General features: G+C 41.8%; 14 protein-coding genes and 2 pseudogenes. All 16 read left to right on the plus strand.

Features of this window, described 5'->3' with window-relative positions:
- Positions 1 to 92 precede the first annotated feature (92 nt).
- Positions 93 to 512: pseudogene (locus EDD74_RS13550) on the plus strand (TraM recognition domain-containing protein); the annotation flags it as partial.
- A 245-nt stretch (positions 513 to 757) separates the two neighbouring features.
- Positions 758 to 973 carry a Maff2 family mobile element protein gene (locus EDD74_RS13555; protein ID WP_009268903.1) on the plus strand — a complete coding sequence of 72 codons (216 nt, stop codon included), beginning with the start codon at positions 758 to 760 and terminating at the stop codon, positions 971 to 973.
- A gap of 19 nt (positions 974 to 992) precedes the next feature.
- Positions 993 to 1,865, plus strand: coding sequence for a VirB6/TrbL-like conjugal transfer protein, CD1112 family (locus EDD74_RS13560; protein WP_116440966.1), 873 nt, complete (start codon positions 993 to 995; stop codon positions 1,863 to 1,865).
- Between the two features lie 20 nt (positions 1,866 to 1,885).
- Positions 1,886 to 2,290 (plus strand): PrgI family protein, encoded by a 405-nt coding sequence (locus EDD74_RS13565; protein ID WP_116440967.1) that lies wholly within the window; start codon positions 1,886 to 1,888, stop codon positions 2,288 to 2,290.
- Entirely contained in the window at positions 2,259 to 4,397 is a 2,139-nt protein-coding gene (locus tag EDD74_RS13570) for a VirB4-like conjugal transfer ATPase, CD1110 family (RefSeq protein ID WP_242990032.1), read from the plus strand. Before EDD74_RS13565 ends, EDD74_RS13570 begins: the two co-directional genes overlap by 32 nt.
- Positions 4,398 to 5,135: 738 nt before the next feature.
- A complete protein-coding gene (gene ltrA / locus EDD74_RS13575) occupies positions 5,136 to 7,013 on the plus strand; it encodes a group II intron reverse transcriptase/maturase (protein ID WP_373241737.1) in 1,878 nt (625 codons plus the stop codon).
- A 161-nt stretch (positions 7,014 to 7,174) separates the two neighbouring features.
- A pseudogene (locus EDD74_RS13585) lies at positions 7,175 to 7,465 on the plus strand (VirB4-like conjugal transfer ATPase, CD1110 family); the annotation flags it as partial.
- A gap of 1 nt (position 7,466) precedes the next feature.
- On the plus strand, positions 7,467 to 9,734 hold the full coding sequence (locus EDD74_RS13590) for a C40 family peptidase (protein WP_116441385.1): 2,268 nt from the start codon (positions 7,467 to 7,469) through the stop codon (positions 9,732 to 9,734).
- Between the two features lie 19 nt (positions 9,735 to 9,753).
- Positions 9,754 to 10,062, plus strand: coding sequence for a DUF4315 family protein (locus tag EDD74_RS13595; RefSeq protein WP_016439433.1), 309 nt, complete (start codon positions 9,754 to 9,756; stop codon positions 10,060 to 10,062).
- Positions 10,037 to 10,756, plus strand: coding sequence for a DUF4366 domain-containing protein (locus tag EDD74_RS13600; protein WP_116440968.1), 720 nt, complete (start codon positions 10,037 to 10,039; stop codon positions 10,754 to 10,756). Before EDD74_RS13595 ends, EDD74_RS13600 begins: the two co-directional genes overlap by 26 nt.
- A gap of 75 nt (positions 10,757 to 10,831) precedes the next feature.
- Positions 10,832 to 12,943 carry a DNA topoisomerase 3 gene (locus EDD74_RS13605; RefSeq protein ID WP_116440969.1) on the plus strand — a complete coding sequence of 704 codons (2,112 nt, stop codon included), beginning with the start codon at positions 10,832 to 10,834 and terminating at the stop codon, positions 12,941 to 12,943.
- Positions 12,944 to 12,958: 15 nt separating this feature from the next.
- Positions 12,959 to 14,014, plus strand: a complete 1,056-nt coding sequence (locus tag EDD74_RS13610; protein WP_116440970.1) for a DUF5688 family protein — start codon at positions 12,959 to 12,961, stop codon at positions 14,012 to 14,014.
- Positions 14,015 to 14,103: 89 nt separating this feature from the next.
- Positions 14,104 to 16,053, plus strand: a complete 1,950-nt coding sequence (locus EDD74_RS13615) for a YodL domain-containing protein (RefSeq protein ID WP_116440971.1) — start codon at positions 14,104 to 14,106, stop codon at positions 16,051 to 16,053.
- Positions 16,050 to 16,310, plus strand: coding sequence for a transposon-transfer assisting family protein (locus EDD74_RS13620; protein ID WP_116440972.1), 261 nt, complete (start codon positions 16,050 to 16,052; stop codon positions 16,308 to 16,310). Before EDD74_RS13615 ends, EDD74_RS13620 begins: the two co-directional genes overlap by 4 nt.
- A complete protein-coding gene (locus tag EDD74_RS13625) occupies positions 16,300 to 17,175 on the plus strand; it encodes a DUF4316 domain-containing protein (protein ID WP_116440973.1) in 876 nt (291 codons plus the stop codon). Before EDD74_RS13620 ends, EDD74_RS13625 begins: the two co-directional genes overlap by 11 nt.
- 5 nt (positions 17,176 to 17,180) lie before the next feature.
- Positions 17,181 to 17,471 carry a molecular chaperone gene (locus tag EDD74_RS13630; protein WP_116440974.1) on the plus strand — a complete coding sequence of 97 codons (291 nt, stop codon included), beginning with the start codon at positions 17,181 to 17,183 and terminating at the stop codon, positions 17,469 to 17,471.
- The last annotated feature ends 144 nt before the right edge of the window (positions 17,472 to 17,615 follow it).

The following is a 17,615-nucleotide window of genomic DNA, read 5'->3' on the forward strand; positions in this document are numbered from 1 at the left end:
GCGGAAAGCCGTATACATCGAGAGGTGTACGTGCGGTTTGGGAGGGAGTGGATGCAAGTCCTTTTCGAAGGATGAGCTGAAGCTTACCTCATGATACCGTATTATTTCTTGGAGGAAAAGAAAGCTCCACGTTAAAGGAAATCTCGGAAACGCTGGGAAAAGAGACCATCGATCTTTACAATACCTCTGATACCAGAGGAACAAGCCAGTCCTATGGTTTGAATTATCAGAAGACAGGGAAAGAATTGATGAGCCGGGATGAACTGGCTGTAATGGATGGAAATAAATGTATCTTACAGCTTCGAGGCGTACGGCCATTTCTTAGTAACAAATATGATATCACAAAGCATAAGAGATATAAGGAATTGTCGGATGCGGATAAAAGGAATGCGTTTGATGTGGAAAAATATCTGGAGCATAAACTGGTCTTTTCTCAGAATACAGAGTTTGAGATGTATGAAGTAAATGTAACAGAAGAGGATGTGAAAGAAGCAGAACAGAATATATCATAGAAAAGCACAAAGAAGATATGAAAACAGAATAAAAAGCGTTAGCGCATGTAGATATCCATCTATGTGCTCTTTTTTTGCGTTTTTTAAGAAAAAGTCCTGATGATCAGGCAGAAAGGAGAAGGAAGTGAAGATAAAAATAAGATCACCTTGCAAAGAAAACAGGTAAAAAAAGAGGTCTAAATAATATGGAAAGGAGAGAGAAAACGCTGGCAGACCATAGAAACAGCGTTTATTCAGAAAAGAATATGGGATTTTTCGGAAGTGCAATTACAATCTTACAGACATTAGTCGTAGCGATTGGTGCAGGTCTTGGTGTCTGGGGAGTTATCAACCTGATGGAAGGTTACGGAAATGATAATCCGGGCGCAAAATCACAGGGAATTAAGCAGCTTATGAGTGGCGGTGGTGTGATCCTGATCGGTACACAGTTGATTCCGCTTTTGAGTGGATTATTTGGTTAAAGGAAAGGAGTAGAGATCCATGTTCAATCAAATTTTTGATGCGATTGAGGAATGGATGAGGGAACTTCTAACAGGTATGATCAGTTCTAATCTGGACCGTATGTTTACGGATGTCAATCAGAAGACAAGTGAGATTGCGGGCCAGGTTGGACAGACGCCACAAGGATGGAATGGCAGTATCTTTAGCATGATCGAAGGACTGTCAAATTCAGTCATCATGCCGATTGCAGGTATCATCATAACATTTGTACTGTGTTATGAACTGATCTCTATGCTGACAGAGCGAAATAATATGCATGATATTGATACATGGATGTTTTTTAAATATTTTGTGAAAATGTGGATCGCCGTTTATCTGGTAAGCAATACGTTTACCATTACGATGGCAGTCTTTGATGTAGGACAAAACGTCGTAAACTCGGCGGCAGGGCTGGTTTCCGGAGATACATCCATTGATATCAGCTCTGCGATCACAGATTTATCTGCTACATTGGAAAGCATGGAGATCGGAGAACTTGTGATATTGGCATTGGAAACTTTGATCGTAAGTTTCTGTATGAAGATCATGTCTGTATTCATTACGGTTATCTTGTATGTTCGTATGATAGAAATTTACCTTTATACCTCAGTTGCACCAATCCCATTCGCAACGATGAGCAATAGAGAGTGGGGACAAATCGGAACGAATTATTTCAGAGGACTCTTTGCCCTGGCGTTCCAGGCATTTCTGATGATGGTGTGTGTTGCTATTTATGCAGTATTAGTGGCAGGCATCCAGTTTTCAGATAATCTGAGTTCTTCATTATTTGGTGTAATGGCATATACAGTGATCTTATGTTTCAGTCTGTTCAAGACAGGATCACTCAGTAAGTCAATCTTTAATGCACATTAAAAAGAAAGGAAGTGAAACACATGGCGTATGTGAGTGTGCCGAAAGATTTAACGAAAGTAAAGAATAAAGTGGCATTTAATCTTACGAAAAGGCAATTGATCTGTATTGGCATTGGAGCAGCTATGGGAATTCCCTGTTATTTTCTCTTTAGAAATGCTCTTGGAATCAATAATGCTGCAGTCCTTATGGTACTTATGATGCTGCCGGCCTTTTTGTTTGCCATGTATGAGAAAGATGGAATGCATCTGGAAGATGTATTGATGCATGTGATCCGGGTAAAATTTATCCGGCCATCTGTCAGAAAATATGAAACTGAAAACTATTATGAATTGGATCCGGATGGAGAAGATCAGGAAACTTTGAAAAAAGAAGAAAGGAAAGGGGGAAAAAGCGGTGGTAAGAAAAAGAAAAAGAGCCTCAAATAAAAAGACGAATGGAAAGAAGGATGTAAAGAAACTTACCGTTCAACAGACCATTGCCTATAAAGAAATGGGAAGGGATGGTATTTGCCGGGTGCAGGGAAATATCTATTCCAAATGTATCCGGTTTTACGATATCAACTATCAGTTAGCGCAGAATGAAGATAAGAATGCGATCTTTGAAAACTGGTGTGATTTCCTGAATTATTTTGACAGCAGCATCCATTTTCAGCTCAGTTTTATCAATCATAAGAGCAGCATGAAGGAGTTTGAGCAGGTGATCAAGATCAGTCCACAGGGAGATGCTTATGATGATATCCGTATGGAATATGCCAACATGCTGAAAAAACAGCTTGCAAGAGGAAACAATGGTTTGGTGAAAACGAAATACATCACCTTTTCCATTGAAGCGGAAAATATCCGGGAAGCAAAACCGAAGCTGGAGCGTATCGAATCCGATATCCTGAATAACTTTAAGATTCTTGGTGTGATGGCGTATCCTTTGAATGGGGAAGAACGATTACGGATTTTGTATGAAACCTTTAATCCGGATTCTACGGTGGATTTCCAGTTTGATTATGGTTCTATGATCAAAACTGGTTTGAACACAAAAGATTATGTAGCGCCTACCAGTTTTGTCTTTAAGGATGGGAAGACCTTCCAGATGGGAAATACGATGGGGGCGGTTTCTTATTTACAGATCCTTGCTCCGGAGTTGACAGACAAGATGCTGGCAGAGTTTTTGGATATTGATAAGGATTTGATCGTAAATCTGCATATTCAGTCTGTGGATCAGATGAAAGCGATCAAGCTGGTAAAAAGTAAAGTAACGGATATCAACAGAATGAAAATTGAAGAGCAGAAAAAAGCAGTAAGAGCAGGGTACGATATGGATATCATTCCGTCGGATCTGAATACCTATGGAGGGGAAGCAAAACGGCTTTTGGAAGATCTGCAGTCACGAAATGAGCGTATGTTCCTTGTAACAGCGCTCTTTTTAAATACAGCAAAAAGTAAGCAGGAATTGGAAAATGCAATCTTTCAGACAGCAGGTATCGCACAGAAATATAATTGTATGTTAAAGCGTCTGGACTATCAGCAGGAAGAAGGCTTGATGAGCAGCCTTCCCCTTGGAGTCAGCCATATTCCGATAAAAAGAGCGCTGACAACGACCAGTACAGCGATTTTTGTACCATTTACCACACAGGAATTATTTATGGGCGGCGATTCGTTATATTATGGACTGAACGCTACCAGCAATAACCTGATCATGGTAGATAGGAAGAAGTCAAAAAATCCAAATGGACTGATCCTCGGTACGCCTGGATCAGGAAAATCCTTTGCGGCAAAAAGGGAAATGACAAACGTATTTTTTACGACCAATGATGACATTATCATTGGAGATCCGGAAGGCGAGTATTATCCATTGGTCCATGCTTTGGGAGGACAGGTCATCCATATTTCCCCAAACAGTAAGGATTACATCAATCCGATGGATATCAATATGAATTATTCTGAGGATGATAATCCGTTGGGAGTAAAATCTGACTTTATCTTATCTCTTTGTGAATTGATCATGGGAAGCCGGGATGGAATTGAAGCGGAAGAAAAGTCGGTCATTGACCGATGCCTTCCCCTTGTATATCAGAACTATTTTTCTGATCCGAAACCGGAAAATATGCCAATCCTTGGAGATCTGTATGATTGTCTCCGCAAACAGAAAGAACCACAGGCACAGAGGATTGCCACAGCTTTGGAAATCTATGTCAATGGATCTTTGAAGGTGTTCAATCACCAGACGAATGTAGAGCTGAATAACAGGATTGTCTGCTTTGATATCAAGGAGCTCGGAAAGCAGTTAAAAAAACTTGGAATGCTGATTATACAGGATCAGGTGTGGAACCGGGTGACTGTCAACCGTGGCGTAAAATCTACTTGGTACTATATCGATGAATTCCATCTCCTTCTGAAAGAAGAGCAGACGGCATCTTATTCGGTAGAGATCTTCAAGAGGTTTAGGAAGTGGGGCGGAATCCCGACTGGAATCACGCAGAATATAAAGGACCTCCTTTCCAGCCGGGAGATTGAAAATATTTTTGGTGCGACACGTTGACGCACAAACATCGCTCTATGAGGGTAAAACTTCATAGACTTATGGCCATGCGATGCTAAAATCGTCGGGCTTACTTCCATACGAGGTAAGCAACAACTGATAATTCGAAAGGTAGAATGATGGGGTAACGCCCTGAAATGCCTTCTCTGATACTTCGACCGGCTCTGACTGTAATGGTTGGGGTCTGGAGCTCGATAAAGTCGGCGGAAGTCTGCCGAAACAGTGTAGAAATACAGCTGTCGAAAGTGCGGTAGAGGTACCGTATGCAGATGACACGTCGGGAGTCTATAAAATATCTATGGTGAGAATGTCCACGACGGACTGACGAAAACCGCGAATGTACGGGTCTAGATGTTTACCATATAGAAATGTATGGACACTTAATTGTGGGTCAGTGCGGTGGAGTAAGAATCGAAAATATGAAACTCCGTATTGTGTTATAGGCACAATCAAGCTGACAGGACTATAGCGGACACCTAAGGATATATGCACAGATAGAATTATCGGAACGTGGAAAGGTACAGAGTTGCTCATAAGCAATCTGCGGACGAATCATATAAGCCGCTTAATCTGTGCTGAAAAGCGAAGCTCGAACCTATGACAGCCCTACGAAAAAGGCGGGCTCGAGGAATGGGCTTTAGTCGGTTAGAAACAATTATTGTCATTCAATCTTATAAGGATTACGAGTATGACAAAAAGGGACACTTTCCCAAGAAAGGAGAGTGATGCCTTATGACCATGAAAAAGAAAAAGCAACTGCTATGTGAAGATAATCTGCGTCACAACGAGTATTACGGAATGCAGAATACGATTGATAATCTATACCAGGCAAGTTTGAACGGAGAAGTTTTCACAGATTTAATGTCTGTCATCCTTCAAAGGGAAAACATTCTTCTAGCGTACAGAAATATCAAGAAAAATACAGGAAGTAAAACAAATGGCACAGACAATCTCACAATCGAGGACATCGGAAGATGCTCCCCCGATGAAGTTGTTGAAAAAGTTAGATTTATTATTAATGGAAGTGAACATGGGTATCGCCCAAAACCTGTAAGGCGTAAGGAGATACCAAAACCATACGACCCAAGTAAGACAAGACCCCTAGGGATCCCATGTATTTGGGACAGGCTTGTTCAACAATGTATCAAACAGGTAATGGAACCCGTTTGTGAAGCTAAGTTCAGCAAGAACAGCTATGGATTCAGACCGAACCATTCGGTAGAGAATGCCATAGCAAGAAGTTATCAGCTGCTTCAACATGCCAATCTTCACTATGTCATTGAATTCGATATAAAAGGATTCTTTGATAATGTGAATCACGCCAAGCTGATACGACAGATATGGGCTATGGGTATTCATGACAAGAAGTTGATTTTTGTCATAAGACGAATTCTCAAAGCACCTATCAAACTGGAGGACGGGACTTTTATCACGCCCGACAAAGGAACCCCACAGGGAGGTATCATATCGCCACTCCTGGCTAATATCGTGCTTAACGAATTAGACCACTGGGTGGAAAGTCAATGGCAATGGTGTCCGATTTGCAAACGGAATACCAGACCCGACAATGGCTATCGACAGGCTAAGAAATCTAACCTGAAGGAAATGTTCATTGTCCGCTATGCAGATGATTTTCGAATCTTTTGCAGGACTAAGGACTCTGCTGAACGCACCAAATGTGCAGTCACTCTGTGGCTGAAAGAAAGGCTCAAACTGGAAATTTCTGAAAAGAAAACGAGGATTGTAAATGTAAGAAATCATTATTCTGATTTTCTCGGATTCAAAATGAAAGTGCACAGGAAGGGCAACAAACTCGTGGTTATATCTCATATCGCAGATAAAAATCTGGAGCACAAAAGGGAGAAGCTAAAAGAACAGGCAAAGAGAATTGCTCACCCTCGCAAAATATATGGCGAACAGGGTGAAATCAGACTCTATAACAGTATGGTCACTGGCATGCAGAATTACTACTGTATTGCCACACATGTTAATCATGATTGTGCTTCCCTTAACCGCACAGTCATGACCTTGCTGACAAACAGGCTTAGCACTCGCACAGGCAACCGCCTTGTGAAAACAGGGCGAGAGCTTACGGAGTTTGAAAAAGCCCGTTTTGGTAAATCCAAAATGATGCGATATGTCGCTGGTACGAATGAGCCCGTGTATCCAATAGGATACACACAGCACAAAAATCCGCTTTTCCGTAAGAAGAGCTGGAATTATTACACTCCCGAAGGACGTGAAGGTATTCACAACTGTCTGAGAATCAACATCCCTATGATGTTGGCTCTCATGCGTCAACCAGTCTATTCCAATAGTGCGGAATACGCAGACAATCGAATATCTCTCTTTTCAGCCCAATGGGGAAAATGTGCTATAACCGGTGTTGAATTCTCCTCTGTTGGGGAAATTCATTGCCATCATAAGTTACCTCGACATTTAGGCGGTACGGATGCCTATGAGAATCTTATTCTCATAAAGAATTCCGTCCATAAACTCATTCATGCTTCAAAAGCGGAAACTATTTACAAATATATGGATTTACTACAGCTAGATAACAAACAGCTTATAAAGGTTAACCACCTTCGTGAGTTGGCTTCCATGCAACCTATTTAATCTTATTTCAACTACTACAGTTTTTATTCTATTCAAAGGTTGATTGTTTAGACAATGAAAAATACTAACCGATGGAACGCCGTGTGCGGTGAAAGTCGCATGCACGGTGTGGAGTGGGGGAAAAGCCCGAGATGATATCAGAGGCTTACCTATCACTATAAAACAGTGACTTTATTTTGATGTTAAATCAGGCTGCAGGTGACCGGCAGATTCTGGCAAAACAATTAAATATCTCACCGTATCAGTTGTCTTATGTTACGAATTCCGGGGAAGGAGAAGGACTTCTCTTTTATGGGACAACGATCATTCCGTTTAAGGATAAGTTTGATAAGTCCCTGAAGTTATATTCTCTGATGACAACAAAGCCGGAAGAAGTGGAACAAAGAGAAAAGGAAGGAGGCGGAAGTCTTGGCAGGGAAAGAACTGAAAGGAAGAGAGAAAGTTGTAAGTAAAATGACAAGAGACGGCCTAACGGAAGAAAATCTAGCAGATGGTTCCGTAAAAGATATCAGCCATAAAAGCCGGGGTAGACCGCCGGAAATGAAACAGGACTTTGTTTTTGACCGGGAAAAGAAGAAAGCCCAGCAGTCGGATGAACAAGGAGAGAAACGAAATCTGCAAAAAAAGCAGATCCGAAAATCTTCTTTGCGAAAAGAAGCAGTATCCAAGGAATCTATTTTAGAAGAATCCGTGTTAGACGGAGAGGAATTTGGGGAGAAAAACGTATCTGAAAAATCTCCCCAATACAAGAAAAAGTTTCGGGAACATGCGCAGATACCGGAAGATGACTCCTTGACCGGACAGAAGAAAAAAATCCGGAAAAAGCAGATCCAAAAACAGATGAGAAAAGAGCAGACAAAACTCGGAAGATTATCTTTTGATGATGAGGAAAATCAGATGGTAAAAGGTCCAGGGATGAAACCGGGCAGAACCATTGGAAGGTATGCGGTAAGGGATGCAGTTTCAAAAGGGATATCGGATCCAGAAGAGGAGGAGCAGGATGTTGCAACGGAAACAGTTCAGTTTGCAGAAAGAGGGACGGAAACAGCGGTAAGAGGTCTGCGCTATGCACAGCTTCGGAGTCAGCGAGCAGATGTAAAGGCAAACCAGAGAGGATATCATCTGGATGAAACCGGAGAAAAGTTAAAATTTGGTATGAGTGACAGCATGGGGAAAGCAGGGGCGGAGGAAACGGCCAAAAAGTCGGAAGAGAAAAAAAGGGTTCTGAACCGCTTTTTCCAGAGAAAACGATATAAGGATGCCTATCGGGCTGCCAGAACAGGAAAAACTGCAGGCAGTGCAGGCGGGGCGGCAACTGTTGCCGGCGTTGAGAATATAACCGTGAAAGCGAAGATCGCATTAAAAGAGATTGTGAAGCGGAATCGGGCTGTATTTTTCGGCGCCGGTATTTTTGTGCTCTTATTTCTGATCGTGGCAGTATCTTTGGGAAGCTGCAGCGCTTCCATACAAGGGGGCGGCTCTGTGATCGAGATCACCACATATCCGGGAACGGATGAAGATATCTATGCGGCTGAGAAATACTATGTTTCTTTGGAAACGGCTTTGAACCAGCAGATCAATGAGATGGAAGCCACTCATCCGGACTATGATGAATACCAGTACAACGTAGGCGAGATCGCTCATAATCCGTATCATCTGATCTCCTATCTGACAGCAAAATATGGGGATTGGAAATTTGAAGATATCAAGGATGAATTACAGGCTTTATTTGAAGCACAGTACAGCTTGGATACGGAAAGCAAAACAGAAACCGTGACAGAAACGAAAACGGTACGGGTAGGGGAATCCTTAGGGAACGTAGTTACCAGCGGTTACTGTAATTGTTCGATCTGTTGCGGACAATGGTCAGGCGGTCCTACAGCGAGTGGCGTTTATCCAACCGCAAACCATACGATCGCGGTAGATGCTTCTGATCCATTTGTTCCGATGGGAACAAAGATTGTGATGAATGGCGTGGAATATACCGTAGAGGATACGGGAGCCTTTGCAAGATATGGAGTGCAGTTCGATGTTTACTATGATAATCATAGCGCAGCATCCGCACATGGTCATAAGACTTGGGAAGCGTTTATTGCGGATAGTAACGGAAGCAATGAAGTGACGGTAACGAATACAACAACGAAAAAGATCTTGTATGTAACCTTAGGGAATACAGGATTTGATGCAGTCGCAAGAGCCAATCTGAATGAGGAACAGATGATCCTATACAATGCTTTGAATACCACCTATGGAAACAGAAATTACTTGTGGGATATAGGAAATATCTCCACAGGCTCCGGTTCGGACGGAATGAGTTATGAGATACCGCCGGAAGCATTACAGGATGAAGAATTTGCCCGGATGATCCGGGAAGCTGAGAAATATCTGGGAGTCCCGTATGTATGGGGAGGATATTCCCCTTCTGGATTTGACTGTTCCGGATTTGTATCCTATGTGATCAATCATTGTGGAAACGGATGGAATCTGGGAAGACAGACCGCAGAGGGATTGCGAAACAGTTGTACGTTTGTTTCTCCGGGAGATGCAAAGCCAGGGGATTTGATCTTTTTCCAGGGAACGTACAGTACGCCAGGAGCAAGCCACGTGGGTATCTATGTGGGAAATAACATGATGATCCATTGTGGGGATCCGATCCATTATTCCAATATCGGTACAGCATACTGGCAGCAACATTTTATGTGTTTTGGCAGATTGCCATAAGAAAAGGAGAGTGAAAGATTTGAATAAAAAAATCAAGAAATATATGGAGGAGATCCATAAGACAGAACAGAAGATCGCTGATCTTCAACAGTATCTCAAAGGACTTCATGCTGCTTTAAAACAGGAAGAAGATAATGAGATGATCAAAAGCATCCGCGGAATGAAATTAGACAGTCATGCCCTGCATGATCTTCTGAATGGAATCCAGGAAGGAACCGTAAAATTTCAGGTCAGCCAGGAGTCTGAGGAAGAAGGAACAGGCTCCTTTGTATTTACAGAAAAGAAAGAGGAGGGACATCCGTATGGTGAAATGGAAAAAACTGAATAAGAAAGTGGCAGGAGTATTGTTAGGCGTTATGGTGCTTTTTTCCGCATCCACAACAGCCTTTGCATATGTGGATCCGTCGGCAGAGACGGCAAATACAGAAGCAGCACAGACGGAAACGGTACAGAATGAAGAAACAGAAAAGCCGGCAGATAAGGGGATTCTGCCGGAAAATAATACAACAGAGAAGAAAGAAGATGCTTTTACAGAACCGGGAAATGGGGAAGTCCAGGATGATATCCAGAATGGATCCAGTAAAGAATTCCTTACGATTACAACAAAGAATAACAATACCTTTTATCTTGTGATTGACCGCAGTTCTACCTCCCAGAATGTATATCTGTTATCTCAGGTAGATGAAAATGATCTGAAGGAATTTGTGGATCAGGAAAAAGGGCCGGCAACTGTCACACCCACTCCGCAGGTAGTCATTGATGAGAATAAGACCGAAGAAACCGGTAAAAAAGAAGAGGCAGCAAAGCCGGAAAAAGAGAAGATGCCACAAGCGAATATGGGAGCAATGGCAGCGATCCTTATTCTTGCGTTAGGTGGAGTTGCAGCTTATTACTACTTCAAGATCTATAAGCCAAAGAAAGAGGAAGAAGAGGATTTTGAAGAGGAAGGACTGGAAACAAGTGACGGATTGGAAATCATCAATGAGGATGAATTTGAAGACCGGGAAGAAGAAAATGAATAAAAAATAAAAAAAATGAGTGGAACGCCCTGTATTTTTGGGGCGTTTCCTTTCGTTATATGAAGGAGGTAATAAGTTATGTATTTAGTAATTGCAGAAAAACCAAGCGTGTCCAAAGCGATTGCAGAAGTGATCGGGGCATCAAAAAAAGAAGAAGGGTATCTGGAAGGAAAGAGCTGCATTGTCAGTTGGTGTTTTGGCCATCTTGCAGAATATGTTCCACCGGATTCTTATGATGAAAGGTTCACCAGATGGCTGTATGAGGATCTTCCGATCATCCCAGAGGAATGGAAACTGGCAGTATCCAAAGATAAGAAAGAACAGTTCTATATTTTGAAAAAGCTGCTGAACCGCCCGGATATCGAGTTTGTGGTAAATGCCTGTGACGCCGGACGGGAAGGAGAACTTATCTTTAAGCATGTATATGATCTGTCCGGAAGTAAAAAACCGGTCAAGAGATTATGGATCAGTTCGCTGGAAAGTTCTTCGATCTTAGAAGGTATGGAACATCTGAAAGCTGGAGAAACCTACCATAATCTGGCAGAAGCAGCGGTTTGCCGGGCACAGGCAGACTGGCTTGTCGGTATGAATGCGACCAGAGCTTACACGACAAAATATTTTAAAAAGCTGGCAGTTGGACGCGTGCAGACACCGACACTTGCCATGCTTGTCGAAAGGCAGAAGCAGATTTCCGGTTTCAAAAAAGAAAAATATTTTAATGTAGTTTTGGATTGTGATGGACTGATCGCAGAGAAGAAGAAAATCTTCGATGTGGAAGAAGCAGAAAGAGTGTGGAAAACCTGTCAGGGTAGTGAGGCGATTGTGGAAAAGGTGGAGTCAAAGGAAAAGACGGTAAAACCACCGAAACTGTATGACCTGACAACCCTACAGAGAGAGGCGAACCGTATCTATGGAATGACTGCTCAGCAGACATTAAATGCGGCGCAGAGCCTGTATGAGCAGAAGCTGATCACTTATCCGAGAACGGACAGCCAGTATTTGACAAGTGATATGGAAGAAACAGCAAAACAAGTGATCCGTAAGATCCATGAGAAATACCAATTGATGGGACCGTTTGACCAGCCCAAAACACCGGAGGTAAAGAAGGTGCTGAATGACAAGAAAGTATCGGATCATCATGCAATCATTCCTACGGTAGAACTTGCAGAATTTGATTTCTCTAAGTTAAGAGAATGGGAACAGAAGATTTTATTCCTGATCGCAGTACATACCGTAGAAGCAATGGGAGAAGATCATGTATTCATGGAGATAGAGGTGGAAGTACGATGTCAGGATGAGATTTTTAAAGCAAAAGGAAAAGTGGTCAAACAGATCGGTTGGAAACTGTATGAGGAATGCTTTAAGAATGATGACGGACTTGCCATAGAAAACCCGGCAGATGCAGGAAAAGACAGCATTCCCAAAGTAGAAGCAGATCATAAGTTTTACAACGTATCGGCAGTGAAAACGGAACATTTCACAGCACCGCCGAAACCATACAGTGAGGATACCTTGCTTGCAGCTATGGAGACCGCTGGAAATAAAGAATTTGAGGAAGATACCGAGAAGAAAGGGCTGGGCACTCCGGCAACAAGAGCAGGGATCATAGAAAAACTGATCGCTTCCCAGTATGCGGTACGAAAAGGCAAACAGATCCTTCCAACAGAGGACGGAAAAGTATTGATCGATATCTTACCGGATTTCTTGAAGTCTGCCACCATGACTGCAGAATGGGAAAATCAACTGTTAGAGATGGAGCAGGGAAAGATGGCTCCGGGGCAGTTTATGACAGGTATCGAAAAGCTGCTTTCCATGATGCTGAATCATTGTGACTCCATTCCGGAAGAAGAGACACGAAGGTTCCAGAAAAAAGAGAGCGTGGGAACCTGTCCGGTCTGTGGCGGCCTGGTCTATGAAGGAAAGAAAAATTTCTATTGCGGTAACCGTGCATGTGATTTTTGTCTCTGGAAAGAAAACAAGTATTTACAGAGTATGGAAAAGGATATGGATGCCAGGATGGCTGCTGAGCTTTTGAAGAATGGAAGTGTTCATGTGAAGGATCTGTATTCCAGAAAAAAAGATCTGTATTTTGAAGCAGATCTGCATATGGAAGCCGATGAAAACGGGAGAGTGACATTTTCATTATCTTTCCCGAAAAAGAAAACAACGAAGAAAAATAAGAGAAAATAGAAGGAGGAATAAGATATGGATTTTAATCAATTTGTTGACGAAGTAAAGGGAGGAATCAAACAGTTTCTTCCGATTGAATATGAAGATGCACAGGTAAGAATCGAAGAGATCAAGAAATTAAATGAGAATTATCTCGGAATCACGGTCTTAAAAGAAAATCAGGTAATCGCGCCGACCTTTAACCTGAATCAGTTATACGAAATGTTCCAGTCAGATCCACAGAATTCTATGGAAAACATTTTGAGAAATATTACGGAGCTGGTGCTTGATGCACCGGAACAGTTTGATCCGAAGAGCATCACAGAATATGAGACTGCAAAGGATAAGCTGTTCATCCGCGTATCTTCAGCAGAAAAAAATGAAGAAATGCTGCAGAACGTACCTCACCAGATGAGAGAAGATCTGGCAATTACCTATCATCTTGCGATCAGCATTGATGATATTGGGGTGGGTTCTACGACGATCACGAATGATATTTTAAAGCGTTATGGGATCAGTGAGGAACAGCTTCATGCAGATGCTATGGAAAACAGTCCGAATGTCAGACCCATCCATGTGATGGTAATGGGAAGTATGATCGAGCAGCTTATGGGAATGGGATCAGAAACAATTCTGAAAGATGAATCTGTTCAGAGTATTGCAGAAGTTATCTCAAATGGAATGGGAAGTGAGAATCCGATGTTTATTGTAACGAACTCACAGACAGTGGATGGAGCAGGTGTGATTTTTTATCCGGAAGTAATGGATCAGATTGGGGAAGGTTTTCAGGGAGACTTCTTTATTCTGCCTTCTTCCACTCATGAAACATTAGTCATTCCAGATAATGGAGCATTTGATTACCGGGTTCTGGAGGATATGGTCCAGACAATCAATGAAAATGAAGTCGCTCCGGAAGAACGACTTTCCGATCATGTCTATCATTATGATGTGAAAGACCGGGTATTTGAAAGGGCAGATAAATTTGAAGACCGTCAGAAAGAAAAGGCAGCTCAGCTCGATAAAAATGAACATACCGGAAAAGAGCAGAAGATGGAGCATCCAAAACCAAAGAAACATGCTATGGAATTATAGAAGTGTAGAGTCCGTATAACAATAAGATGGGAATCCCTCATACACACGGCTGTATGGGGGATTTTTTGAAAGAGAAAGAGAGGAAATGAATGAGCGAAGAATTGACAAAAACCAAATTACTTCCCATACAGGGAAAAGATATGGACAGTATCATGCAAAATCTGGAAACAGGAGTTGTAGAATTATTTACCAGTGAACGGTATCAGGAATATTTGAAAACCATGTCAAAATTCCATAATTATTCTTTTAATAATACGCTGTTGATCGCCATGCAAAGACCGGATGCCACCTTAGTAACGGGATATCGGAACTGGCAGTCTATGGGCAGACAGGTAAAAAAAGGGGAGAAAGGAATCACCATTATTGCACCGGCACCAATCAAAAGGAAAAAGGAACAGGCAGTATTGGATCAGGATCAGAAACCGGTCATCGGTCCGGATGGAAAACCAGAGACGGAAGAGGTGGAGGTTACACTTCCGTGTTTCAAGGCCATCACAGTATTTGATATTGAACAGACCACAGGAGAGCCGATCCAGACACTTGCTCCTGAAATCCTGACAGCGGCAGTAGAAGATTTTGACTTATTTCTGCAAGCAATCCAGGAAATCTCACCAGTACCGATACGATTCGATGCGATTGAAGGATCTGCAAACGGTTATTATCACAACCTGGATAAAGAGATTGTAATCAAAAAAGACATGAGCCAGAGCCAGACTTTAAAAACAGCAATCCATGAAACCGCACATGCAAGGTTACATGACAAGGAGATCATGGAAAGCCAGAGCATTGAGAAGGACCGGCTGACAAAAGAAGTGGAAGCAGAATCCGTTGCATATTGTGTGTGCTCTGCCTTTGAACTGGATACGTCAGAATACAGTTTTCCGTATATTGCAGGTTGGAGCAGTGGAAAAGAAATGAGAGAATTGAAAGCATCTATGGATGTGATCCGTAAGACGGCCGGAGAAATGATCGATGAACTGACAGAAAAAATAGAAATGATGCTGGAACAGAAACAAGAGAAATTACTTGCTGCAGTAGAAGCTGCCGGATACCGTTTTGCAAAAGAAGAAAGCAATTCCCAACATCTGCAGTTTATTCCGGATGGCGCCCATAGGATGCAGGGGCATTTATTTGCGAAATCCTGGAACGAAGTGGAACGATGGGTAGAAGCAATCATAGAAAAAGGAGATCCGATCCAGAAAGAACGTGTAGAGCGAGTGATATATCCGGAACGGTTTGAACAGAGTTTTGAAGAAATGATGTTTACAAGGAAAGAATGCAGGCTCTCAATCTATCATTTGGATAAAAATGGATCTGGAAGAGCTCAATTATTTGTGGGAATGGAAGACTTGCAGGAAAAAGGGATCACGGTAACTGCTGATCAGTATCGATGTGTTTATTCCAGCCTGTATCTGCCAAATGAAGATATGAATGCGGTTTACAGTATTTTTAATGATGATCCACCGGCAGATTATAAGGCACACTCCCTGTCTGTCAGTGATGTTGTGATCATGAATCAGAATGGGGATATGAAAGCATATTTTGTGGATCGCTTTGGATTCCAGGAACTTCCGGATTTTGTGGAAGAGAGAAAAAAGATACTTGGAATGGAAAGTGACATTCAGAAAAAGGATGTCTTAGAGCAAACGAGCTGTATCAGCTTCTATGCGGCAGAATGTTCAGAGTTTCCGGTATTAGGAGAAGTTCATCATGATCTTAGTCTGCCGGAAGCATTGGAAGCTTATGAAAAGATACCGGCAGAACGGATGAATGGGATCAAGTCTGTTGGATTTAACCTGCAGGAAGGAAGCGATTATGACGGAATGATGGATCTGATGGTTGCCGGAAGATCACAAAGAGAGATCTTAGATTCCATACCATTCTATAAAGAAAATAAGTTGGTACAGGAAGCTTTGAAACGTGTAGAACAATATATCGAAGAAAAGTCTCTGAATGTAGAGAAAACCAGACCAAAAGAAGAAAAAGGAGAGATACAGAAAACCAAATCTCAAAAAAGAAGGGAGGATATGAGCTTATGAGTAAAGTAACATTTGAAGAAGATGAATTGGCGGTTGTGGCTCTTTTCCAGGAAAACACAAGAAAGGATACGATAGATATTTTGAAAGACACCTTAGAGGCATTGGAAGAAATGAAAGAAGATCCGTTGGAAGACGATCTGCTGGAAACCATTGCATCTGCGATCAGTAAGTTACAGATGATCGAAGATAAATATTATTATTCCCTGGATCTGAATCGTTATCTGAATAACCTGGAGGATGATGCTTATGAAGAATGATCAATTTGCAGTTTACCGAGTAGACCGTCACTCGGAAGGGAGAGACCTTTGGCACCTTTCCTATCAGGAAGCGGTAAGCAGGAAACTTGCGATACGGATTGAATATTACCGGCAGATAGATATCAGGCCATTATTGCCGGGGGAGAGTGCAATTGCTTTATGGAAACGCATGAAAGAGTCCTGTGAAGTCAGTGATGTGCTTGTACTGAATCAGAATGGGGAAATCCATTGTTATTATGTCAATGAAGATTATCCACAGCTTTTATCAGGGTTCATCCGATTAAACCCATCAGGTACATTGGTCACGTTGGATACGGAAAATTACCGCATTAGTGGAAAGCCGGGAAACTGGATGGCTACGGATGACATCATCATTGATGGAAAACAGTTTTATCTCATGGAGCATCAGGAATATCACAGACAGGTTGCCTATATCATCCTAGATAGTTATGGGAAGATGATCATGGAGGAATGTCAGAATGGATTCGATGAAAAAACCAAACAGAAACTCCATGAGCTTATGAAAACACCGGAACAAAGGGAACAGGAACATCAAAAATATAAAGACAGGCTGGAACATTATCAGAAATTTTTTGAGAATGGGACTTATGAGAGAAGCTGGGAATCCGGAACAGAAGGAAATTATAATATGGTGGATGGCCAGGTAAACAATCTGAAAAATGTGGAAGAGAAAAGAGTGGAAAGAAAGCTGGTACAGAAGCTAGACCAAGCCTCAAAAAAGAAATCAAAGAAAAGAGAGTCGGTAATCAAGAGATTACGAGAAAAACAGATTGCAATCGCTGTGAAATCTGGAAAACCGGTACCGAGATATTTGGAGCAGGATATGGAAAGGAGGAGAGGATAGATGCTATGAAACTGTCAAAGTATGAAAAAGAAACGATTATCCTGACAAATGAAGAAGATCACTATTATAGTGTCTATACATTTAATCAGGGATTACAGAAACGACTAAAGAATTTTGCGGAGAGATATCCGGAATGCTGCTATCTAAGCAACTCAACAAAAGAAGGAAGTGAAACCTATATAATCCAAAAGGGACGGTTATCATTGAATTTAAGACCTCCTTATGCAAAGGAGCGAATTCAGAAAGCATTAGAAACAATTCAAATAGCACGTGAAGAAAAGTCGGCTAGTTCATAAGACGCGATTTAAGCGAAAAATGCCTCATGACCATGAGGAGAAATAGAAGCAAAAGAATTCTGTGATAAAGTATAAAGGCTTAGAAGAAAAACTGTCTCTTCTAGGCTTTTTTTAGTAAAAAAGTAGTTGGGGCATATGTTTTTG

This window comes from Faecalimonas umbilicata (genome assembly GCF_004346095.1).
Classification (GTDB): domain Bacteria; phylum Bacillota; class Clostridia; order Lachnospirales; family Lachnospiraceae; genus Faecalimonas; species Faecalimonas umbilicata.